Here is a 21,815-nt window from a genome sequence, read left to right as displayed (position 1 = left end):
CTGGCGGGCGGCATGTGGAAAGGGCGCGTGGATGGCGCAGGCGAACAGCAGGATGACGGATGCGCAGGCCAAGGCCTCCGCAGTGGCCAAGGCCAAGGCCCTCGCGCCAGATATCCCCGCCCGCCTCGGCAGCACCCCCAAGACGACTTTCCGCGGCGATCCGGACGTCTTCGGGCGCCTGGTCGAAGACCATGACCGTCACCGCGCCCTGCTGGCGATGATAGAAGAAACACAGGGCGCATCTGAGCAGCGTCAGAAACTCTTCGAGGAGCTCGTCCGAGAGCTGAAAGCTCATGCTGCGGCAGAGGAGCAGGCCCTGTGGTCGAGCGTGCTGCGAGATCCTCAGACGACCGACTTTGCGCGGCACGCCATCGCCGAGCACAAGGAGATCGACGACATGCTGGCCGATCTCGCCGCACGCGACATGTCATCGCCCGGGTGGCTGCGACGGTTCGCCGGCCTCAAGGCCGAGTACCTCCATCATATCCGCGAAGAGGAGCAGGAGCAGTTCGTGGCCGCCGAAGAGCAGCTGAGCGACAGCGACCTGAGGCACATGCGGAGCGTCTTCGAGCGACGCAAGAAGGCTGAGAAGGCCAGCGCCGAAATCGAGCGAAAGATCAAGCTCAGCTGATTACAGTAAGCGGCGGTAGGTCCGCGGTTCTTTTGGAGAACGGCGCACCACGGCCGCATTGCGCCCCACCAACGCGGGGACATCGCGCTCAAGGCCGTGACTGAGGTCGGCGACGCGCGCGGGGTCAGGAGACCAAAGCGGGGCCCCCGAGGACTCCAGCTCGGCTAGAGCGCACCGCTCGAAATGCCGGCGCAGCACGCCAAACGCTGCGGCGACCTGCTCATCTTCGGAAGGTTGGGGACGGGCCGTCGACCGCACGCCCAGGCGCAGTCCGACGATGAACGCGACTGCGCCCACTGCGAACAGTCCAAGCAGATATCCCAAGACGGCAGGCGAGATCATCGGCGGCTCCTTGAGCTCTAGATGGGGACCCCGCCCCCAGGTCTGCAAGTCGCCCCGCAGATGGAGCACAAGCGCCGCTTTGGGCGTTGACGCTGTCCAGTAGGAGTTTTGCGTGCGCCCAGCTCAGTTCGTCGCCCCGCTTGTTTTGTCGCTCGCCCTCTTAGGCTGCAACGCCAAGGCGCCTCCAAACCGATCTGGCGGCCAGACGCTGGGGACGCCGCCGTGGGACGCGGGTCTTACACGGCAACTTGCGGACGCGATCGACAAGCGCCGCGCGCACGGCCTGGACAGGCTGGCCTTCGCGAGCCCAGGGGGCGGACAAGACGACGCGACTCTGACCAAGACCGCTCTTGCCTACGCCTCGGCCCTGGCGCGCGGGGCCAGCGATCCTCATAAGCTCTTCGAGGTCTACACCCTGCCACGCCCGGAGCCTGACCTGAAGCGAGGACTGGCGCAGGCCATGGCTGAGCGCAAGGTCGACGCATGGTTGGAGGGCCTGGCGCCGCAGGACGCCTACTACCGGAAACTCTCTGACGCCTATCTCGCATTGGAACGCGAGGGGCCGGGTCCCGGCCCGGAACTCTCCCAGGCGTCGGCGTCGATCAAGCCGGGAAACTCCGATCCACGTCTGCCGGCGGTCGCCGCCCAACTTGTCGCCCTCGACTACCTGGAGCCCCGCCAGGCGCAAGGCCTTGTCTATAGCGGCCCGATCGTCGCAGCGGTTCGCCGGATGCAGGCCGACTACGGCCTCGAAGCCGACGGCGTGCTCGGCGGTCGGACGCTGGAAGCGCTCAGCCTCACCGATAGCCAGCGGGCCCGGCAAATTGCGGCCAACATGGAACGCCTGCGGTGGCTGGAGCGCGAGCCGCCCGCCACACGCATCGACGTCAACATCGCCGCGGCGCGGCTCACCTACTGGCGGGACGGCGCGATCATCGACAGCCGCAGGGTCATTGTCGGCGAGCCGGATACGGCGACGCCCCAACTCGCCTCGCCCATCCAACGCCTCGTCGCCAACCCGACATGGACCGTCCCCCGCTCAATCGAGCGTAGGGAACTTGCGTCCAAGGGTGAAGACTATCTTCGCCGAAACAACATGGCCTGGAAGGATGGTTGGATCGTTCAGGCCGCGGGGCCGGGCAACTCGCTTGGTCTGGTGAAGTTCGACATGGCCAACGAGCACGCCATCTACCTTCACGACACGCCAGCCAAGCAGCTGTTCAGCGAGGTTCAGCGGCAGCGCAGCCATGGTTGCGTCCGGGTCGAGGACGCCCTGGGCTTCGCCGACATCGTCGCTGCCCAGGAAGGCGTGAGCGACGCATGGCGTCGCGCGCGTTCCAAAGGCGAGGAGCAGACGGTCGCCCTGCCCAAACCCATCCCCGTCCGCCTGCTCTACCAGACCGTGCTCTTCAACGAGAGCGGCCAGGCGATCGTGCGGGCCGACCCGTACAACTGGAACGCCAGGATCGCCCGTGCGCTGGGATTTGCGTCCGGCGACGAGATTCGGGCCCAGGCGCGGGGGCCTGAACCCGGGCCGTAGATGGCGCGAACGCGCCGGCGCACCTGACGCGACGGGGTTAACTGGCGGCGGCGATCCCCGTGTCGCCGAGCCGGTCGCCGGGCAGACACCGGTCCAACGAGACCGAGATGCGGATCTGCAGGCCTTCGGGGCGCCAGATCTGCTGCAGATCGCCCCCCAGCTGGGCTACAGCGGCGCGACTGAGGCGGCTTCCGAAGCCGGCGGAGGACGTGGCGGCGACGGGCGGCCCGCCGGTCTCTTCCCAATCCAGTTCCAGAACGTGAGGCCGGCGGCGGGTCGCGATCCTGATCTTACCGCCCGCTTTGGACAGCGCCCCGTACTTCGCGGCATTGGTCGCCAGCTCATAGATCAGGATGGCGAACGAGGTCCCCGCCTCGCCGCGCAGGGCCACGTCCTGTCCGACGATTTCGAGCTGCGCCTGATCCCCACGGTGATAGGGGGCGAGGATCGCGCGGATGAGCTGATGAAGCTTGGCGGCGCTCGCCCCCTCGCCGTCCTTGCGCATCGTCAGAGCATGGGCGGCCGCCAAGGCCGCGAGGCGCTCTTCCAAGTCGCGCGCCAGCCCCGCGCGGTCCCCAGGCTCGCGTGCGCTGAGCCGGACCATGCTGCTGGTCAGGCTGAAGAGATTGCGGACGCGATGGTCCATCTCATGCAGGAGGAGCTGTTGCCGCTCGAGGGCCTGTTTTCGCTCGGTGATGTCGATGCCTATGCCGACCTGACTGCCATCGGACAGCCGAATATTGGCCCAGCTGGTCTCAAGACGACGCCCGTCCCGCGCCACCATGGCGACATCGAACCATCCCGGCTCGCAGCGGTCCATGTTGTCGCGCACCCGGGCGCGAACCTCAGGGTCGGGAAGGAGCTCCGTCATCAGGTCGACCGAGGCGGCTTCCGACCCTGTCCAGCCAAGGGCTCGCGTGAACTCCCAGTTCAGCCGCAACCGACCTGTCTGCGGCTCGAACAGCTTGATCATCACCGGGATGTTGTCGAAGACGGCTCCGAACTGCTCGGCGTTGCGCCGGGCGCCTTCCTGAGCCCGATAGCGCTCAAGCGCGAAGCCCAATTGTCTCGCGATCGTCAAGGCCAGCCGGACTTCATCGTCACCAAACGCGTACGGCGTCGGACGATAGACCATGAACTTGCCTATCACCCCGCCTGCCGAGATCAACGGAACAAAGGCCAGCGAGCCGATCCCCTCGCCTCGGATCGTCGCCTTGAGCTCCTCGGCTTCGCCCGAGGTCTCGATGTCGCCGATCGCAATCGGCAAGGCCCCCTCCTCGCCTGGCCGCCACGGCGTATGGCCCTCGACCGCCGCGCGATACTCGTCGGAAAGTCCGCGCCACGCGACGAAGCGCATGACGCCCAGTTCGTCGAACAGCAGGATCGAGGCCCGCGGGCAACCTAACCCCCGCTCCATGGCGTCAAGCGCGGCCTCGAAGATGTCTTCCTGGCTGACGGCCCTCAGCAGTCGGTCGGTCAGGTCGTAAAGCGCCTGAAGCGCCTCCAGACCGCGGGCTGCGGGCGCGGGAAGAACAGGTGCGACGGCTGCGCCGCCGCCCTCCATCTGCTGAGCGCTCACCGAAACCTCCAGGGCCGATCTGCAGCATGACATCGCCGAGCAGGGCTCACGCATTCACCAATGTTAAGCGAGCGCCGGCGGTTCCGCTAAGGCGTTGGCGGCGCCTTCAAAACTGGTTGCGCAGGCTGATCAACGACGTTTTCAGGCCGGCTCGGCGTCGTCGGCCAGCAGGCCGCTCAGAACGCGATGCGGCTCGAACGGCTTCTCGTACAGCGGAATGCCGTCAAATCGGCGCGGCAGCACGGTCTTGGGGTAACCGGTCACAAAGGCGAGACGCACGCCCCGCGCGAGCAGCACGTCGGCCACCTCGTAGCTCAGCTCGCCCTGCAGGTTGATGTCGAGAAGGGCCGCATCGAAAGGCTGGCCGCCCTCGATGTGGGCGATCGCCAGCGCCACAGTGGGCGCCGGACCGATCACCCGACAGTTGGCGGATTCCAGGAGCCTGACGATCTCGCTAGCCAACAGCCAATCGTCTTCGACCACGAGCACGCGCCGCCCCGCCAGCCCGGCGAGCGCCGATTGTCGATTCCGCCAAATTCCCCCGCCGTCCGTGCACACGTCGGGACCTTTGCCGCCTAAGCCGGACGGCGGCATTCACCCATGTTAATGACGGAATCGATGAGCCGCCTCGGAAGGCTGCGGCGCCTTGTAATCGGCGATCGCCGCGAGAGCGGCGGGATCGCGAAGGTGGGCCTTGCCGGCCTGCAATTCGAGGAGGCGTTCGCGGCGCAGCTGCTGGAGGATGCGATTGACATGGACGATGCTGAGCCCCGTCGCGTCGGCTAGCGTTTCCTGAGTCATCGGCATCGCGAAATGTGTTTCGCTGGCCATGCCGACGAGCAGCAGCCGGTCGCGAATCTCCAGCAGCAGATGGCACAGTCGCTCATAGGCCGTCTGTCTGCCCAGTCGCATGATCTGGGAAAGCAGGTAGGCCTCGCCGAGGCTGGAAGCGACGTGAATGGCTTCGCGCAGGTCGTTCCACCGGTCGTCGTCACTGAGAAGGGCTCGCTGCACGGGACCGGCGTCGACGTACTGCAGGGGCGTCAGCGCCACGACCGTCGACAGCGCGAGCGGGTTGGGACGCATGCAGACGCCGAGCCCCTCGCCCGGCACCATGAAGTTGAAGATTTGGCGGCGCCCGTCGGGCAGCCAGCGCACCTTGGCGGCCCAGCCGCTGAGCAGATAGCGGGGCCGTTCCATCGTATCGCGCTCGGTGACCAGTTCGGCCCCGGCGGGGAGCGAATGGACATCCGAAAGGCTTGCGAACAACGCTTCGGCGTCGTCGCCGAGGTGGGCGATGGCCTTCAAACGCCGGATGACGATATCCGCGCGGGCGATGGGCGGACGGCTCCGGACGAGGCTCACGCGCGCACCTCCCCCGTTGCGAGCGGGATGTCCAGCTCGCACCGCAACCCGCCCCGCTCGAGCTTGAAGGCCGTCCTGGCGTCCAGCTGATAGGGAAGCCCCAGCTCCACAAGCTGGCGGCCAAAGCCGACGCGGGTGTGGTTCGCCGCCAGGGCCGGGACGCCGCTCTCGCACCAGCTCAGCCGAAGACGTTCGCCATCCGCCTCGCGTGAGACCTCCCAGGTGGCCAGCACCTTGCCGCCCTGCACCGCCAACGCGCCGAACTTCATGGCGTTGACGGCCAGTTCGTGAAGGGTCAGCGCCATGTACTCGGCGGCCGGGCCATGCAAGCGGACCGCTGGGCCGCTGACATCGACTTGAGCATCTTCCGCGGCGACCTGAAGGAGTTCCTCGCGGACCATCTCCTCGACGTCCAATCCCTCGTCGACCCGGCGGACCAGCGCACTCTGGACGCGCGCGAGCGCGTTCAGGCGGCCATCGAAGTGCGAGAAATAGCCGGCCAGATCGCTCGAGTTCTCAAGCGTCCGTCGCGCGAGCGACCGGACCATCGCCATCACGTTCTTCATCCGATGCTGGAGTTGGGCGAGAAGCCAGGCGCCGCGGAGTTCCTCGGCCCTACGGAGCGTTTCGTCAGCGATGACGCCTACGACAAGCACGGGCGTTCCGGCGCCGTCGCGTAAAACCCGGAACCTTTTCACGATGTAGCGCTCGGCCCCGTCCAGGCGCCGATAGCGGAACGCGGCTTCGCAGTCGATCAGGCTGGCGTCGACGAGGATCTGTTCCTTCAGCGCCAGCAGTCCAGCGCGGTCTTCGACATGCACCCCTTGAAGCCAGTCGGACCACGGCATGGCCGCACCGACCCCGTAGATCTCGCTCGCCCGGTCCGAAAAGCTCATCCAACCAGATTGCAGATCGCGCTCGAACGTTCCCAGTCCGGCGATTTCCATCGCCAATTCCGCCCGCGCCTCCGCCACGACGGAATCGTTGGCTACGTTCAATGCGCTGCTACGCAATCCCAAGCCCTCTAGCCATTGCGCGTCGCGCGCGACAAATCCGACCTGCGCTCATCATTCCGGCGCCTGGTCGGCCGACCAGGCGCATTCTATCGCGCCTTGCGCGCGGACATCTCCACATTTGATAACCCGGCACCCGAAAGACACGCGCGCGGATCGAGGCGCCGGGCTCGCGCATGGCACCGCCGCAAGCCATGCGCCGCGCCGCGCGCGCACCCGACCGCCCGTGAATTAACATATGATAATAGTACACTGTATTTATTTATCATTATAGCTTGGCAACAGGAACGCGCTCGGCCCGCGGCCGTTGGGCTCCTACCCAAAAGGAGACAACGATGAACCAGCAGAACCCGGACACCAATCCCGCCAACGTCACCGCGCAACAGGACGGCCAGCGGCCCCAGGACGGTCAGCAGTCGCAGGGCGAAGAACGCAGCTTCCGTCAGGACGGACAGCGTCCGGAAGAGCGCCAGGACGACGCGCGCCAGGACCGCGACGCCCAGGTCGAGCGCCAAGATCGCGGCGCCGACGACGTTGAGCGCGGCGCAGGGCCGCGCTGAGGGAGTTCCGGCGGAGCGGCTTTTCCGTTCCGCCACCCGCCCCGTCCAAACCTATCGAAAGGAAGGTCATGGCCACCGCTGCAAAATCCACGGCAAAGTCCAAAACCGCTTCGCGCGCCGCCCCGCGCCGCACGCGCCGCACCGGTCGGCGCGATCCCCTGGCGATCAGCCTGCTCAAGCAGGATCACCGCGAGGTGGAGGAGTGGTTCGACGAGTACGAGCAGTTGGAAAGCGACAAGGACCGCCTGGCGCTGTTCAACAAGATCGCCCTGGCGCTCAAGGTCCACACCCGCATCGAAGAGGAGATCTTCTATCCTGCCGAGCGGGGAGAGGTGGAGGACGATCTGCTCGATGAGGCCTATGTCGAGCACGACTCGGCCAAGAAGATGATCGCCGAAATCGAGGCGATGAAGCCGTCCGACGAGTTTTACGACGCCAAGGTCAAGGTGCTGGGCGAGTACATCAAGCACCACGTGAAGGAGGAGGAGCAGCCTGGCGGGCTGTTCTCCCAGGCCAAGAAGGGCGACGAGGACCTTGAGCAAATGGGCGAGCAGCTGAAGGCTCGCAAAGAGGAGCTCATGGCCGAGCTCGGTCGGCCTGGCGCTCACTGACCCTTCGCCTGCCGCGAAGGTGGGCGAACGCCTCTCCCGCGCTCAGCCGCCTGCACAGGCGCGCCTCCGATCCCAGCGATCGGGGGCGCATGCGTGCGACCGGACGCTTGCGACCGTTCGCGGCGCTGCGCGTTGAGGGATTCCTGAGGCGCAACACGGCCTCGTGGTGAACGAGGACGGGCTTTGATGGGTTTGACGGCTCGACTGGACCTGCGCGGCGGGCGCCCCTGCTGGAACACCTCCGACGCCGACGCCGGCGCGAGCGACGCGGTCGACGACGGCGTCCATGACGTCGCCATCGTGGGCGCCGGGATCATGGGGGCGATGCTGGCGGAACGTCTGACGCGCCAAGGCTTGAGCGTTGCGATCCTCGATCGGCGCGCCCCCAGCCACGGCGCCACGTCAGCCTCGACAGCTTTGGTGATGTGGGGGGCCGACACCCCGCTGACGCACTTGGCGGAACAGATCGGCTGGGCGCCCTCCGTGCGCCGGTGGCGCAGCGTCAAGGCGGCGGTAGAATCGCTGAGCGCCGATCTGAAGGCCCTTCGCATCGACTGTGGTTGGCTCGAGCGCCCTGAGCTCTACCTCGCCGGCGACCTGCTCGATGACGACGGCCTGCGCGCGGAAGCCGCCGCCCGGCGCCGCGCCGGCCTGCCGTCGACTTACCTCCCCGCCAAACCGGTGGCTGAACGCTTCGGCATTCCCGAACGACCGGCGATCCTCTCGCAGGGCGCGTTCGAGGTGGACCCCATGGCGCTGACCCTCGGGCTGCTCGCCACGGCCCGCCGTCGCGGCGCGACGGCGACCTACCCCGCCGATGTTCTTGCCTTGGAATCGGCGGCCGACGAGGTCCGCCTCGTCACCGAGAACGCCACGCTGAGGGCCAGACACGTGGTGTTGGCGACGGGCTATGAGGCCGCCCGACCCGCGCTCCCAAGCAGTTTCACGCTCAGCTCGAGCTTTGCGATCGCGACAGCGCCTGGAAGCTTGCCGCGATGGCGGGAGAACGCGCTGATCTGGGAGGCGGCTCAACCTTATCTTTATGCGCGCACGACGCGTGACGGCCGCCTCGTCATCGGCGGCGAGGATGAACCCTCCGCCGATCCCGAGGCCCGCGACCATGCGATCGAGGCCAAGGCCGTCGCGCTTGCGCGAAGGGGCGCCGGCCTTGTGGGCGGTCCGCCGCTTTCACCCGATTGCGCCTGGGGCGCGACGTTCGGGTCTTCCCCCGACGGCTTGCCGGCTATCGGGTCGGTGCGGGGCTTCGAGCGGATCTGGCTCGCCGCGGGGTTCGGCGGCAACGGCGTCAGCTTCGCGCGTCTGGCCGCCGAACTGATCGCGGGCGCGATAGCGGGAGCGCCCAGCCCGATGTTGGCTGATTTCTCCCCCTATCGCTTTGAGAGCCAGCATGAGAACGCCTAGGCCAGCAACCGTACCTTCGGCTCGCGATCCCACTGCCGGGTGCTGGCCGGCACTACGAAGGACTTCGCCGCGCCGAGTTCGACTATGCCTGCGTCCGGCTCGACCCCGGCTTTGTCGAGCAGCGGCTTAGCCTGGGGCGTGAAGCCGATCGCCTTTAGATGGACGAAGGCGTTCTGCACGAAGTCGGTCGCCGCGCTCTCCTTCAGCAACTCCGCGCAGCCCTCCTCCGAGAGCGCCAGGGCGACGGCGTCGAACAGCACGGACGGCGAGCCGGCCAACTGGCCGTCCGCCTTGAGGGCGACGCCGTCGCTCAGGGTCACGCCGCCGATCTTGGGGGCGATGACCTTGACCGCTCCGCCAGCCGCCTCGACCGCCGTGCGCACGTCGTCCACTACGCCGCTGTCCGCTCCGTCGGTGACGAGGATCGCCACCGCGCGCCCCTTGAGGGTGGCCGGGTACTTGTCGATCAGCCGCAGTCCCGGCGATGGCGCCATGTCGGTCGGTTCGGCCGCAGGCTTGGACTTGGGCGGCAACTCCATGTTCAACCCAGCCGCCACCCGCGCTGCGAGGTCTTCGTCGACGTTGCGCAGGTTGGCCATCACCCGCACCCGGATCGCTTCGATCTCCACCTTCGAGAGCTCGAAGACGATGGCGCTCGCCAGATGCGCCTGTTCGACGGCGCTCTGCGAGCGGTAGAACAGCCGCGCATGACTGTAGTGGTCGGCGAACGTCTCGGCGCGCAAGCGCACCTTGGTCTCCTCCAGCGGGAGCGCAAAGCTTCGGAAGCCTCCTTCCGGATCCTCGCGGGGACCGCCGATCTCGCCGTGCTCGGCCAGGCTGTTGGGCTCGTAGTTCGCTCGCCCCTGCGGGACCTGGGTCTGCATCTTGCCGTCGCGCTGCAGGTTCTGGAACGGGCAGCCCTTGGCGCGATTGATCGGGATCTGGTGGAAGTTGACGGTGCCGAGACGCGACAGCTGGGTGTCCTGGTACGAGAACAGCCGTCCTTGCAGCAGGGGGTCCTCTGAAAAGTCTATGCCGGGCGGCACGTTGGTCGGCAGGAACGCGGCCTGCTCGGTCTCGGCGAAGAAGTTGTCGGGGTTGCGGTTGAGGACGAGGCGGCCGACCACGCGGATCGGGACCAACTCCTCCGGGATGACCTTGGTCGCGTCTAGGATGTCGAAGGGCAAGGCGTCCGCCTCCTGCTGCGACAGCAGCTGGACCCCGAACTCCCACTCTGGGAAGTCGCCACGCTCGATCGCCTCATGGAGATCGCGCCGCTGATAGTCCGGATCCGCGCCAGCGATCTTCACCGCCTCATCCCAGCAGGTGGACTGCAGCCCAAGTTTGGGGCGCCAATGGAACTTCACGAACGTCGCCTCATCGGCGTCGTTGAGCAGTCGGAACGTGTTGACGCCGAACCCCTCCATCATCCGGAACGAGCGCGGAATGGCGCGGTCGGACATCGCCCACATGATCATGTGGGTGGTCTCAGGCATCAGGCCGACGAAGTCCCAGAAGGTGTCGTGAGCGCTCGCGGCCTGGGGATAGCCGCGGTCGGCCTCCATCTTCACCGAATGCACCAGATCGGGGAACTTCATGGCGTCTTGGATGAAGAACACCGGGATGTTGTTGCCGACGAGGTCCCAGTTGCCCTCCTTGGTGTAGAGCTTGACCGCAAAGCCTCGCACGTCGCGCGGCGTATCGACCGACCCGGCCCCGCCCGCGACGGTCGAGAAGCGTACGAACACCTCGGTCTTCTCGCCCACCTCTGTCAGGACCTTGGCGCGGGTGACGTCGCCCAGTGACTCCGTCAGTTCGAAGAAGCCGTGAGCCGCCGACCCCCGGGCATGGACGATCCGCTCGGGGATACGCTCATGGTCGAAATGCTGGATCTTTTCGCGCAATACGAAGTCTTCCAGCAGGGTCGGGCCTCGCCGCCCGCCCTTCAGGGAGTTCTGGTTGTCGCTGATCGGGACGCCGTGGTTGGTGGTCAGTCGGGCGTCGGGCGCGCTTGCGCTCTGGTGTGTTTCGCCGCCGGCGCCGACAGCGGTCGTCGGCGCGCGCGCGGCGCGTTCATTGGCAGTCGCCATGGGAACCGGTCCTTGCGTGAGGTGATGGACCGGAAACGCGGGGCGGAGAGTTTGGTCGCACTTTGCGGCCAGTTCGCGCGCCAACTCGGTGGAATGGAACCTCCGATCACGGTGCAGGTTTGGGTGTCATGTCCATTCTGATCCTGATCCTCGTCGTCGTCGTTCTCCTCGCCCTGGCGCTCTTCGCCTTGCAGAAGATGCCGATCCCCTCCCCCCTGAACTGGATCATCCAGGTCGTGTTGATCGTCCTTGCGATCATCTTCATCGGCCAGCGCGCCGGCGTCTTCTAGAAACGGGGGCGACCGCGTCGCCCCCGCCCAAGGCCTAGGCCGGCCGCGCTTGGGGCACGTTTCTCCAGTCTTGCTCGGGTTCGTAGACGGTCCGAGGCGGGCCGCGGCTCCCCTCCGGGGCGAAAATCCTGGTGTCCCGGCGATCACCGTCACGCAAGATGGTCACGACGCCCTTCTCACCCCGCTCGGCGGCGGCGCGCGCCAAGTTTTCGGCGGCCCGCACGGCCTTGTCGAAGTCACCGCAGATCAGAGGACTCGTCGCTCCCCACTTTACGCGCCAGCGGCCTGCCGACTCGCAAACCGTAAACTCCACTCGCATCGTTCCAGCCTCCAGATGGCCCCCGAGAACGCCACGGCCGAAGAATGGTTTCGGCGCGGCGCGAGCGCGTTCGCATTTGATGGAGTGGGTCCGCTTTCCGGTCCAAAACGCCGCCTGGCAAAGCGGCTTATGGTCCGCGGGGGAGAGCTTCAGGTGCTGCGCAGGCGCGCAGCGGCCTCATCCAGCGCCGCTCTATTGTCGCCGTGCTTGCGGATCAAATCCTGCGCCTGCTGCGTCGTGATCTTGTGCTTGCTCGCCAGGTACTGCAGTTCGCCGCTGTCTTCGCTGGCCGCCGGGCGGTGGGCGGCTTCATCGCCGTTGTCCTCGGACATGAGCCTGCCTTTGAAATATCCCCGCTCCGAATGGGGCTAATCTGCGGAGCGGGGCGCTTTCACGGGTCGCCAGGAAGGGACATCCCGACCGGTCTCAAACTCCCGCGGCCCGCCTGCGTTCCCCGCGCGTAGCCCGCGCTCGACGCTTGGGAAGTACAGTGTTGGCATATCGGGCCCGCAAGCGGCTACCGCCGCCTCCGAAATAGGCGGTGTCGCCGTCGGGTGCTCGGCGATGTCCGGCTGACCGATATCGGATTCGGCGCAAAGACCCGCCCCCGTTAGGGAGCGGGTCACGGCACGACGCCAGGGATTGAGGAGGGGTCGTCGGTCCGACGCCGGAGAAGCTAGGCGCGTCAGCCCGTCGCCGGCATCAACATTTGATATTCGCAGGCGTGACGTCGACCGCTCTGGCGGACGTTCTGGCCCTGCTAGTCGTTTCCAGTCTTCGTGTGCGGGTCAGCGACGGCCTTGCTCTCAGGCGATCCGCGCACGCGCAACCATATGGCCAAGAGGATCAGCGCGAGGCCGGCGGGTCGGTTCCACGTGAGGGGCGCTGGCGCTCATGGCGCAGTGCGGAGCGGAGCGGAACCGCTGGGAAGGCCGGCGGTTAGGTTCATCGTCAAATCCCGCCGGGACGGAGCAGCTAGGGCGGCGTAGCAATATGATCGAGACGTTCCAAAATGGCCTGCCGACGGACGTCCATCGGCTTGCCGAGCAGGTGATGGCGGGGGTCTGCGGACGACGCTGGACCGTCGCGCTGGCCGAGAGCTGTACGGGCGGCCTGCTGGCGGCGGTGCTGACTGACATCGAAGGCTGCGCGCACGGCTTCGACCGCGGTTTCGTCACCTACACCGACGCAGCCAAGGCCCGCCAGCTAGGCGTCCCGGACGACCTGCTGGCGCGGCACGGCGCAGTCTCCGAGCCGGTGGCGGCGGCGATGGTCGAGGGGGCGCTCGCCCAGTCGGACGCCGATCTGGCGCTGTCGGTCACCGGCTTCGCCGGGCCGGGGGCGCCGGAGGAGGAAGCGGGGCTGGTCTTTTTTGGGCTGCAGCGGCGCGGCGCCGCCCCGGTGGTGGAGGTGCGCCGCTTCGGAGACGCCAGCCGGGCCCGAGTGCGCCTCGCCTGCCTGAGGACCGGACTTGGCCTGCTGGAATCGATCGCCGCCTAAACGTAGTGGCGCATCGCGCGTCACAATATTTACAGGCCCCTTCTCGAGAAATGCCGACATCGTTATGGCAGGCAATATGAATTCATGGACAGCCTGACAGATGACGCGTAATATTAACTCATCGCGATGAGGGTTTATTATGGCGCTTCGCGACTGGAAGTTTGGGTGACAATCCACGTGCTCCCGCCAAATGGGAGTCATATAGCTGGAAAATTACACATTTTACCCCACTAACGCCGACGGGATTTCGCCGACGTTCTCCGTCGAATTCTTCGACAACGACTCCGAGGCGCTTGTCGAGGCCGTGCTCCTGCTGGAGCAGCACGAGAGCGCGGTGAAGGTCGTGATCTGGCACGGCGCGCGAAGGGTGCTCACCTGTTATCGCGTCGACACGATCCACTAGGCCGACAGTCTATTTCTGTCGCGCCGGCCTTAGCCGCCGGCCTGCGACCAGCATCTTGCCGGCGTGACGGGCCTTGGCCGCTTCGACCAGGGTTCGGGCGGCGTTGAGCACCTCCTCCTGCATGGCGCGGTCGGCGTCCAGCGCCTCGTGGCTCGTCGCATAGGGCTCCCAGTAGCCGATGTAGCGGTCCAGTTCAGCGTTCACCCCAGCCGGGATCAGGTCCATGAAGCGCAGCCAGTCGGAGACGCTGCGGCGGACGTTCTCGGCGCCCTCGACGTCGCCGTGCACAACGACCGAGAACACCCGTCCTTCCAGGTGCTTCGGATAGGGCCAGCCCTTCAACTCCTCTTCCTTGGCCGTTTTGGCGTCCTTGCCGTGAGTGAGGGTCGGATCGGGATTGCCGCCGTCCGCGCATACCAGCCGGTCCATCATCAGCTTGAGCGGCGAGGACACCTGATACCAGTTGACGGGCGTGATGATCATCACGCCATGCGCCTCGACCCACATCGGATAGATGTCGTTCATCCAGTCGTGGACTTGGCCGAGCGCGTAGTTCGGATAGCAGGAGCACGGCCAGTGGCAGAGCGCCGCGGCGGTCGAGAAGCAGGCCTTGCAGGGGTGGATCTCGCGGCCGAACTCCGAGGCTAGGCGCGAGAGGTCGAGCAGATTCACCGAGACCCCTTCGCGCTCCATCTCCTCGCGCGAGAGGTCCGCCAGCCGGTAGGACTTCGACATCTCGCCGGGACATGTGTGCTCGCTGCGAGAGGAGCAGTTGATCACCAGGATGCGGCATGGCCCTTCCTGCTCGTCGTGCCTGGCCTGGGCCGCCTCGATCTCGGCCTTGGCGGCCAGCCAGTCGGTCGAGAGGTCGTATTCGGGATCGGAGTAGCCGGGGCCGGCCTTGCGGGTGCGCGGCGCCTTGCGAGCGTTCGAATAGGCGTCCCAGGCCGCAGTCATGATCTTGTCGAGTTCGACGGCCAGCCGCTCGAACGCCGGGTCGGCGAAGGCCCGGAGATAGCGGTCGCGGAACTCGCTCTCGGAAAGCTCGGGGCTCGGCATTCCTTTGCGGGGCTCTGGGGTCTTGGTCATCAGCGCTTCCTTGTCGTCCCGAGGCAACGGGGGCGCGGCGACGAGGGTTCCGCCTCGGGCGGGCCTACCCGGCGGCGGAACCGCGTCTGCGCCCGCTCATTGCCCCCACTCACGCAAAGAGGAGGACCAGACGACATGACCCAACCCTCCACGGGAGAGCCTTTCGCGCATAAGGCCAAGCACGCCGCGCAGGCCGAACGCGACATCCAGAGCAAGATCGACGCGAAGGAGACGCGCTCGTTCCAGAACGACGAGGACGACGGCGCGATGCAGGCCGGCGCGCGCGAATACCCCGCGCCCCCCTTCCCCGCGCAGCACCAGAAGAAGCCCGGCGTCGAGGCGGCGCTGGATCCGGCGCCGATGTACGACGCGCCGTTCTACAAAGGGTCGGGCAAGTTGAAGGACAAGGTGGCGCTGATCACCGGCGCGGACTCCGGCATCGGCCGGGCCGTGGCGGTGCTGTTCGCGCGCGAGGGCTGCGACGTGGCCATTGCCTATCTGAGCGAGACCCAGGACGCAGAGGCCACCCGCGCGGCGGTCGAAAAGGAAGGTCGGCGCGCTATCCTGCTGGCCGGAGACGTCGCCGAACCCGCCTTTGCTAAGACCGCGGTCGACAAGACGCTCGAGGCGTTCGGACGGCTGGACGTTCTGGTCAACAACGCAGCCTTCCAGGAGCACGTGCCGGCCCTTGAAGATCTGAGCGACGAACACTTCGACCGGACGCTGAAGACCAATCTCTACGGTTACTTTTACTTGGCCAAGGCGGCGGTCCCGCACATGGCGCCTGGTTCGGCGATCCTGATGACCGGCTCGATCACCGGCATCGACGGCAGCAAAGACCTGCTCGACTACTCGATGACCAAGGGCGGCATCCACGCCTTCACGCGGGCGCTCGCCGGCCACCTGATCCCCAAGGGCATCCGAGTCAACGCCGTCGCTCCCGGTCCGGTCTGGACCCCGCTGAACCCGGCCGACAAGCAGGCGCAGGACGTCAGCCAGTTCGGCGCCAAGAGCAAGATGAAGCGCCCGGCGCAGCCGGAGGAGATCGCCCCAGCCTACGTGTTCCTCGCCTCGCCGCACTGCTCCAGCTACATCACAGGCGAAATTCTGCCCATCATCGGCGGCTACTAGCCGCGGCTAGAATCTGGAGAGCCGGTCCGCCGCGCAGGCCGGGCGGCGGACCCCGCAATCGCTTTCCCAACGTGCTCCTGCACGCCCTCTTGCCTTGGGCGCGTCGCCGCGTGCCGCTGAGGGACAGTCCAGCGATAGGCGTCGACAAACCGCCCTGCCCTGACGGATGCGTTCAGGCGGCGGAGTTCGCGCGCCGCCTTGGTCCAGCGACTTTCCACCTCCGCGGCGTTCAGCCGCCCCGCGGGCCATTGACCCAGCGTCACTGATTTTCTAATTTTCAGGAATTCCTGAAAGTTCGAGAACATGAATCTCCCTCCGCTCACTCAGGCCTTCGTTCTCCATTTCGGCGAGATGGGCAGCCGCTGGGGCATCAGCCGCACGGTCGGCCAGATCTACGCACTGCTGTTCCTCGCTGAAGAGCCTCTGAACGCCGACGACATCACCGAGAAGCTCGGCTTCTCACGCTCGAACGTCAGCATGGGACTTAAGGAGCTTTCGTCCTGGCGGCTGGTGAAGCTGCAGCACAAGCCCGGCGATCGGCGCGAGTATTTCTCGACGCCGGAGGACATCTGGGAGATCGTGCGCATCCTGGCCGAGGAACGGCGCAAGCGGGAGATCGATCCAACCCTGTCGATGCTGCGTCAGGCGCTCGTCGAGACGCCGGCCACCGAAGGCGAACGCCACGCCCAGGCGCGGATGGCCGAAATGCACGGGCTCATCGAACTGGTCACCCGCTGGTCGGAGGACATCCAGAAGCTCGAAACGCAGACCCTGATCCAACTGCTCGAGGTGGGCTCGAAGGTGCAGAAGGTTTTCGAAATCAAGGACCGTCTGAAGGTCGTCGCCGGCGGCAAGTCGCGCCGCCGGCCCAAGTCCGAGGGCCTGGCCGATGTTTGACGATATCAGCGCGCTCACCCTGGCGCGGGCGCAATTCGCCTTCACCGTCTCCTTCCACTTTATCTTCCCGGCCTTCTCGATCGGCCTTGCCAGCTATCTCGCCGTGCTCGAGGGGCTGTGGCTGAAGACCGGCAAGGAAGTCTATCTCAACCTCTTCAAGTACTGGCTGAAGATCTTCGCCCTGGCCTTCGCCATGGGCGTCGTCTCCGGCATCACCATGTCCTACCAGTTCGGCACCAACTGGTCGGTGTTCTCCGACAAGACCGGACCGGTGATCGGCCCGCTGATGGCCTACGAGGTGATGACCGCCTTCTTCCTGGAAGCCGGCTTCCTCGGAGTGATGCTGTTCGGGATGAACAGGGTCGGCCCCAAGCTGCACTACGTGGCCACTCTGGCGGTCGCCATCGGCACCTTCATCTCGGCCTTCTGGATCCTATCGGCCAACAGCTGGATGCAGACGCCGCAGGGCTTCGTCATGAACGCCGCCGGCCAGTTCGAGCCGGCCGACTGGTTGGCGATCATCTTCAATCCATCCTTCCCATACCGGCTCGCGCACACGGTGCTCGGCGCCTACCTGACCACCGCCCTGGTGGTCGGCGCGGTGGGGGCCTGGCACCTGCTGAAGGACAAGAGCAACGCCGGCGCGCGGGTGATGTTCAACATGGCTATGGGCATGATCGCCGTGGCCGCCCCGATCCAGATCTTCGCCGGCGACATGCACGGTCTGAACACGCTTGAGCACCAGCCGGCCAAGGTCATGGCGATGGAAGGCCACTTCCAGAGCCATCCCGACGGCGCGCCGCTGATCCTGTTCGGCATCCCGGACGAAAAGGCCGCCGCCGTCCACTCGGCGATCTCGATCCCGAAGGCCTCGTCGCTGATCCTCAAGCACGACCCGAACGCGCCGCTGGCGGGTCTCGACACCGTGCCGCGCGAGAACTGGCCGCACGTCTCCATCGTCTTCTGGTCGTTCCGGATTATGGTCGGCCTGGGCATGCTGATGCTCACCCTGGGCGCGGTCAGTCTGCTCGCCCGCGCCCGCCGCAAGCTCTACGATTGGACCTGGCTTCACCGCTTCGCCCTGGTCATGGGCCCGTCCGGCTTCGTCGCCGTCCTGGCGGGATGGGTGACGACCGAGGTCGGGCGCCAGCCGTTCACGGTCTATGGCCTGCTGCGCACCTCGCAGTCGGCCGCGCCGCTCGACGCGCCGGCCGTCGCCGCCTCGCTGCTGGCCTTTGTGGTCGTCTACTTCATCGTGTTCTCAGCCGGCACTGGCTACATCCTCAAGCTCATGAGCCACGCGCCCCACGCCGGCGAGCCGGGCCTTGAGCCCGCGCCCGACCATCCGGTGCGGACCGCCGGCATCACCCCTGCCCCAGGCATCGCCGTTCACCGCGCCAGCCAGGGAGACGCCTCGTGAGCCTCGACCTCCCCCTCATCTGGGCCTTCGTCATCGCCTTCGCGGTCTTCGCCTACGTGGTCATGGACGGCTTCGACCTTGGCATCGGCATCCTGTTCCCGACCTTCAAGCCGGGCCCGGAACGGGACTCGGCCATGAACTCCGTCGCCCCGGTCTGGGACGGCAACGAGACCTGGCTGGTGCTGGGCGGCGGCGGATTGATGGCGGCCTTCCCGCTCGCCTACGCGATCGTGCTGCCCGCTCTCTACGCCCCGATCATCGCCATGCTGCTGGCGCTGATCTTTCGCGGCGTGGCCTTCGAGTTCCGCTGGCGCGACCCAGGCCACCGCAAGTTTTGGGACTTCGCCTTCACCGCCGGCTCGGTGGTCGCCGCGTTCTCTCAAGGCGTGACCCTGGGCGCGCTGCTGCAAGGGATCACCGTCGAGGGCCGCCAGTACGCCGGCGGCTGGTGGGACTGGCTGACACCCTTCAGCCTGCTCACCGGCGTCAGCCTGGTGGTCGGCTACGCCCTGCTCGGCGCCACCTGGCTGGTCATGAAAGCCGAAGGCGCCATGCAGTCCCACATGCGGCGCATGTCGGCCTGGCTCGGCGCCGGCACGGTGCTGCTCATCGCCGTGGTCAGCGCCGCCACCCCGTTTCTTGAAGGCGCCTACTACGAGAACTGGTTCGCCTGGCCGAGCGTCCTGCTGACCGCCCAGGTGCCGTTGCTGGTGCTCATCGGCGCGGTGTTGTTCTTCCGCAGCCTGCGCAAGGGCCACGAGCGCTGGCCCTTCCTGCTGGCCCTCGCCCTGTTCGGACTGAGCTTCGTGGGCCTGGGGATCAGCATGTTCCCGCACGTCGTTCCGGGCGCGGTGACCATCTGGCAGGCTGCAGCCCCCGACTCCAGCCTGTTGTTCATGCTGGTCGGTGCGTCGGTGCTGATCCCGATCATCCTGGCCTACACCGGTTACGCCTACTGGGTTTTCCGCGGCAAGGTCGGGCACGAGGGCTATCATTGATGGCCGCCCCCTCCTCGTCCTGGCGGCGGCTGGCCTGGTTTGTCGGGCTCTGGCTGGCCGGCGTTCTGACCGTCGGCGCCGTCAGCTACCTGATCCGCAGCTGGCTGTTGTGAGGGCCGGGCCGCCCCTGTGCGTATCCACCTATAGGCGGACCTCCTACGCCTTCCGGGACACGCTTTTGAGTACGGTGTTGAGTAGATGAGCTCGTCGAACCCGGCCCCCGATCGGCGGCGCCTGCTGTTGGCGGCGCCTGCCCTGCTGCTGATGGCCGGCTGCGCCCAGGCCGCGCCGCCCCTCGATCTGGTCGTCTACAAGACCCCCTGGTGCGGCTGCTGCAAGGGCTGGATCACCCACATGACCCGCGCCGGCTTCAAGCCGACGGTGCACGAGGTGGAGGACCTGACGCCGATCCGCGAGAAACACGGCGTCCCGTTCAATCTGTCCTCCTGCCACACTGGCCTGATCGGCGGCTACGCCGTTGAGGGCCACGTGCCGCCGGCCGACGTCCTGCGCCTGCTCAAGGAACGCCCAAAGGCGATCGGCCTCACCGTCCCTGGCATGCCGATCGGCTCGCCCGGCATGGAAAGCCCGAACGGCGCGACCGAAGCCTACGCCACCCTGCTGTTGCTCGACCGGTCCGGGAAGACGCGGGTCTTCGCCCGCCACGGCTAGCTGAGCGAGAAAGGCACGATCGAGCGCTCGGTGCGCGACACCCGGAAGCTGCGGTCCACCGGCGGAAACGCCCGCTGCAGGCAGTCGTCGCGCTCGCAGATCCGGCAGCTGACCCCGATCCGCGCCGGCGGCCCCTTCAGGTCGACGCCGTCGGAATAGACGATGGCCTCGGTGTACTCGACCTCGCAGCCCAGCCCCAGGGCGTAGCGTCGGTCCGGCGTGCCATGGCCGCCCGAACGTTTCAGCACGCTCCAGGCCAGACACAGATAGCGCGCGCCGTCCGGCATCTCTGCCACCTGGGTCAGGATGCGGCCGTCGCGCCCGAAGGCCTCATGCACGTTCCACAGCGGACAGGTGCCGCCAAACCGCGCGAACTGGAACCGGGTGGCGCTGTGGCGCTTGGTGATGTTCCCGGCCGGGTCCACCCGTACGAAGTAGAAAGGCACCCCCCGCGCGCTCGGCCGCTGCAGGGTGCTTAAGCGGTGGCAGGTCTGCTCGAAGCTGGACTGGAACCGCAGGGTCAGGCCGTCGATATCGTGTCGCAGTTCCTGCGCCGCCTGGCGAAACGCCTCGTAGGGCAGCACCAGCGCCCCAGCCGCATAGTTGGTCAGGCTGATGCGGCAGATGTCGACCGCAGCCGGACTGCGCAGTTCGGACGCCGCCAGCTCCGCCTCGATGATCTCGCCCAGTTCGGCGGCGACCACATGGCAGGCCATCTGGAAGGTTCGAGTCTCGGCGGGCTGGGCCATGTTCAGCGTCAGCTCACGCTTGCCGGGGTCGTAGCGCCGCATCAGGTCGCCTTCCGCCACCCGCCGCACGGTCACTTGCAGCTTGTCGCGCAGATAGGCCTCCAGCGCGCTCTCCAGCGGGATTTCGGGGGCCAGCCCGCACTGGGCGTGCAGCTGCTCGGCCGCCACGTCCAAGGCGTGGATGTAGTTGTTCTTGTAGTGGAAATAGTCACGCACCTCCTCGTATGGCAGCTGCGCGCTGGCCGCGACGGTCTCGTCCAGAGATAGGGCCTCGTCGGTGGCGCTCAGCCGCTCGCCGGCTCGCCGGTGCGCCCTGTGCAGATCCAGATAGTGCCGCGCGAAGCTCGGGGCGTTGGTCACCACCAGCTTCAGCTCGGCCAGCGACGGCGCAGGGGCTTCCGCGGCCGATTCCGCCGTCGCCTCGCGCAGGTCCGCGATCATCCGCTGGTCGTCGTCGGCGTCGAGCGAAGCGGCGTCCACATCGAACACTCGCATCATCGAGATCAGCACCCGCGCGGTGACCGGCCGCTGGTTGGCCTCGATCTGCGAGAGATAGCTGACCGAGACGCCAAGCCTTGCCGCGCAAGGCTCCAGCTTCCAGCCCCGCGCCTCGCGCAGGCGGCGCACCTTCGGTCCGACGAACAGCTTTTGCGACATTTGCAACTTCGCAGAATGTGAATTTGTGAAGCGTGTTTTTCACAATAGCGCCTCTATTCACATGACGTCACCTGCCAGGGCGCCTATCGCAGGGTCGCGCCTGCTTTCGATGGCGCTCAGACCTGAGGCCAGGCCCGTGAATTCCATCGTCCGAAACCTCGCGCCGACGGGCGCCAAGCACATCCTTGAAGAGCTTGAGAAGCGCCGTGGGGAGGCGCGTCTGGGCGGGGGCGAGCGCCGGATCGCGAGCCAGCACGGCAAGGGCAAGCTGACGGCGCGCGAGCGGCTGGACCTGCTGCTGGACGAAGGCTCGTTCGAGGAGTTCGACATGTTCGTCGAGCACCGGGCGACCGACTTCGGCATGGCCGACAACCGCGTGCCGGGCGACGGGGTGGTGACCGGCTGGGGCCGGATCAACGGCCGGCTGGTGTTCGTGTTCTCGAAGGACTTCACGGTGTTCGGCGGCTCGCTGTCGAACGCCCACGCCCGCAAGATCGTCAAGGTGCAGGAGCAGGCGCTGAAGGTCGGGGCCCCGAT

The 21,815-nt window shown here is 66.8% G+C and carries 24 protein-coding genes; 14 read left to right on the top strand and 10 right to left on the bottom strand.

Going from position 1 to position 21,815, the window contains the following annotated elements:
* Window positions 1–31: 31 nt before the first annotated feature.
* Window positions 32–631, top strand: coding sequence for a hemerythrin domain-containing protein (locus GGQ61_RS00115; protein WP_221220796.1), 600 nt, complete (start codon window positions 32–34; stop codon window positions 629–631).
* On the opposite strand, the gene GGQ61_RS00110 is transcribed toward GGQ61_RS00115, so the two are convergent.
* The gene (locus GGQ61_RS00110) at window positions 632–973 is read right to left on the bottom strand and encodes a hypothetical protein (RefSeq protein WP_183769347.1); all 342 of its coding nucleotides are present in this window, start codon (window positions 971–973) and stop codon (window positions 632–634) included.
* Window positions 974–1,085: 112 nt separating this feature from the next.
* Here GGQ61_RS00110 and GGQ61_RS00105 point away from each other — a divergent pair, with 112 nt between their 5' ends.
* Window positions 1,086–2,513 carry a L,D-transpeptidase family protein gene (locus GGQ61_RS00105; RefSeq protein ID WP_183769346.1) on the top strand — a complete coding sequence of 476 codons (1,428 nt, stop codon included), beginning with the start codon at window positions 1,086–1,088 and terminating at the stop codon, window positions 2,511–2,513.
* A 37-nt stretch (window positions 2,514–2,550) separates the two neighbouring features.
* Here the strand turns inward: GGQ61_RS00105 and GGQ61_RS00100 are convergent, their stop codons facing one another.
* The 4 genes from GGQ61_RS00100 to GGQ61_RS00085 form a co-directional block, all read right to left on the bottom strand.
* Window positions 2,551–4,077, bottom strand: coding sequence for a sensor histidine kinase (locus GGQ61_RS00100; protein WP_183769345.1), 1,527 nt, complete (start codon window positions 4,075–4,077; stop codon window positions 2,551–2,553).
* Between the two features lie 156 nt (window positions 4,078–4,233).
* Complete coding sequence (locus tag GGQ61_RS00095) at window positions 4,234–4,581, bottom strand: response regulator (RefSeq protein WP_221220795.1); 348 nt, start codon at window positions 4,579–4,581, stop codon at window positions 4,234–4,236.
* Between the two features lie 114 nt (window positions 4,582–4,695).
* Window positions 4,696–5,457, bottom strand: a complete 762-nt coding sequence (locus GGQ61_RS22565; protein ID WP_183769344.1) for a helix-turn-helix domain-containing protein — start codon at window positions 5,455–5,457, stop codon at window positions 4,696–4,698.
* Window positions 5,454–6,455, bottom strand: a complete 1,002-nt coding sequence (locus GGQ61_RS00085) for a sensor histidine kinase (RefSeq protein ID WP_221220794.1) — start codon at window positions 6,453–6,455, stop codon at window positions 5,454–5,456. The genes GGQ61_RS22565 and GGQ61_RS00085 overlap by 4 nt, the downstream gene beginning before the upstream one ends.
* A gap of 350 nt (window positions 6,456–6,805) precedes the next feature.
* On the opposite strand from GGQ61_RS00085, the gene GGQ61_RS00080 reads away from it, so the two are divergent.
* The 3 genes from GGQ61_RS00080 to GGQ61_RS00070 all read left to right on the top strand — a co-directional run bounded on the left by GGQ61_RS00080 (window position 6,806) and on the right by GGQ61_RS00070 (window position 9,063).
* A complete protein-coding gene (locus GGQ61_RS00080) occupies window positions 6,806–7,030 on the top strand; it encodes a hypothetical protein (protein ID WP_183769342.1) in 225 nt (74 codons plus the stop codon).
* A 68-nt stretch (window positions 7,031–7,098) separates the two neighbouring features.
* Window positions 7,099–7,641: a hemerythrin domain-containing protein gene (locus tag GGQ61_RS00075; RefSeq protein ID WP_183769341.1), complete on the top strand. Its 543-nt coding sequence runs from the start codon at window positions 7,099–7,101 to the stop codon at window positions 7,639–7,641.
* A gap of 186 nt (window positions 7,642–7,827) precedes the next feature.
* The gene (locus GGQ61_RS00070; RefSeq protein WP_183769340.1) at window positions 7,828–9,063 is read left to right on the top strand and encodes an NAD(P)/FAD-dependent oxidoreductase; all 1,236 of its coding nucleotides are present in this window, start codon (window positions 7,828–7,830) and stop codon (window positions 9,061–9,063) included.
* On the opposite strand, the gene GGQ61_RS00065 is transcribed toward GGQ61_RS00070, so the two are convergent.
* Entirely contained in the window at window positions 9,060–11,153 is a 2,094-nt protein-coding gene (locus tag GGQ61_RS00065) for a catalase (protein ID WP_183769339.1), read from the bottom strand. The two genes, GGQ61_RS00070 and GGQ61_RS00065, sit on opposite strands and share 4 nt — an antisense overlap.
* Before the next feature lie 128 nt (window positions 11,154–11,281).
* Between GGQ61_RS00065 and GGQ61_RS00060 the strand changes: the two genes are divergently transcribed.
* Window positions 11,282–11,443, top strand: coding sequence for a hypothetical protein (locus GGQ61_RS00060; RefSeq protein WP_183769338.1), 162 nt, complete (start codon window positions 11,282–11,284; stop codon window positions 11,441–11,443).
* 468 nt (window positions 11,444–11,911) lie between these two features.
* Here the strand turns inward: GGQ61_RS00060 and GGQ61_RS00055 are convergent, their stop codons facing one another.
* Both GGQ61_RS00055 and GGQ61_RS22670 read right to left on the bottom strand, forming a co-directional pair.
* Window positions 11,912–12,094, bottom strand: a complete 183-nt coding sequence (locus tag GGQ61_RS00055; RefSeq protein WP_183769337.1) for a DUF3606 domain-containing protein — start codon at window positions 12,092–12,094, stop codon at window positions 11,912–11,914.
* A 428-nt stretch (window positions 12,095–12,522) separates the two neighbouring features.
* Window positions 12,523–12,609 (bottom strand): DUF6766 family protein, encoded by an 87-nt coding sequence (locus tag GGQ61_RS22670; protein WP_425500964.1) that lies wholly within the window; start codon window positions 12,607–12,609, stop codon window positions 12,523–12,525.
* A gap of 146 nt (window positions 12,610–12,755) precedes the next feature.
* Here GGQ61_RS22670 and GGQ61_RS00050 point away from each other — a divergent pair, with 146 nt between their 5' ends.
* Window positions 12,756–13,262 (top strand): CinA family protein, encoded by a 507-nt coding sequence (locus tag GGQ61_RS00050; protein WP_183769336.1) that lies wholly within the window; start codon window positions 12,756–12,758, stop codon window positions 13,260–13,262.
* A 412-nt stretch (window positions 13,263–13,674) separates the two neighbouring features.
* Here the strand turns inward: GGQ61_RS00050 and GGQ61_RS00045 are convergent, their stop codons facing one another.
* Window positions 13,675–14,754, bottom strand: a complete 1,080-nt coding sequence (locus GGQ61_RS00045; protein WP_183769335.1) for a flavodoxin family protein — start codon at window positions 14,752–14,754, stop codon at window positions 13,675–13,677.
* 135 nt (window positions 14,755–14,889) lie between these two features.
* Between GGQ61_RS00045 and GGQ61_RS00040 the strand changes: the two genes are divergently transcribed.
* From GGQ61_RS00040 to GGQ61_RS00015, 6 genes are all read left to right on the top strand, one after another.
* The gene (locus GGQ61_RS00040; RefSeq protein ID WP_183769334.1) at window positions 14,890–15,885 is read left to right on the top strand and encodes an SDR family oxidoreductase; all 996 of its coding nucleotides are present in this window, start codon (window positions 14,890–14,892) and stop codon (window positions 15,883–15,885) included.
* A gap of 303 nt (window positions 15,886–16,188) precedes the next feature.
* Window positions 16,189–16,782, top strand: a complete 594-nt coding sequence (locus tag GGQ61_RS00035) for a GbsR/MarR family transcriptional regulator (protein ID WP_183769333.1) — start codon at window positions 16,189–16,191, stop codon at window positions 16,780–16,782.
* Window positions 16,775–18,202, top strand: coding sequence for a cytochrome ubiquinol oxidase subunit I (locus GGQ61_RS00030; protein WP_183769332.1), 1,428 nt, complete (start codon window positions 16,775–16,777; stop codon window positions 18,200–18,202). Before GGQ61_RS00035 ends, GGQ61_RS00030 begins: the two co-directional genes overlap by 8 nt.
* On the top strand, window positions 18,199–19,200 hold the full coding sequence (cydB, locus tag GGQ61_RS00025; protein ID WP_183769331.1) for a cytochrome d ubiquinol oxidase subunit II: 1,002 nt from the start codon (window positions 18,199–18,201) through the stop codon (window positions 19,198–19,200). The genes GGQ61_RS00030 and cydB overlap by 4 nt, the downstream gene beginning before the upstream one ends.
* Window positions 19,200–19,313: a DUF2474 family protein gene (locus tag GGQ61_RS00020; RefSeq protein WP_183769330.1), complete on the top strand. Its 114-nt coding sequence runs from the start codon at window positions 19,200–19,202 to the stop codon at window positions 19,311–19,313. The genes cydB and GGQ61_RS00020 overlap by 1 nt, the downstream gene beginning before the upstream one ends.
* A gap of 85 nt (window positions 19,314–19,398) precedes the next feature.
* The gene (locus tag GGQ61_RS00015) at window positions 19,399–19,872 is read left to right on the top strand and encodes a DUF411 domain-containing protein (protein ID WP_183769329.1); all 474 of its coding nucleotides are present in this window, start codon (window positions 19,399–19,401) and stop codon (window positions 19,870–19,872) included.
* Here the strand turns inward: GGQ61_RS00015 and GGQ61_RS00010 are convergent.
* Complete coding sequence (locus tag GGQ61_RS00010; RefSeq protein WP_183769328.1) at window positions 19,869–21,278, bottom strand: helix-turn-helix domain-containing protein; 1,410 nt, start codon at window positions 21,276–21,278, stop codon at window positions 19,869–19,871. The genes GGQ61_RS00015 and GGQ61_RS00010 overlap by 4 nt on opposite strands.
* Before the next feature lie 145 nt (window positions 21,279–21,423).
* Here GGQ61_RS00010 and GGQ61_RS00005 point away from each other — a divergent pair.
* On the top strand, window positions 21,424–21,815 hold a 392-nt coding region (locus GGQ61_RS00005; protein WP_343056047.1), incomplete at its 3' end, for a carboxyl transferase domain-containing protein.

It is taken from the genome of Phenylobacterium haematophilum (assembly GCF_014196295.1).
Classification (GTDB): Bacteria; Pseudomonadota; Alphaproteobacteria; order Caulobacterales; family Caulobacteraceae; genus Phenylobacterium; species Phenylobacterium haematophilum.
Note: the sequence above shows the minus strand (reverse complement) of the source record. Positions and strands in the feature narration are given on the sequence as shown.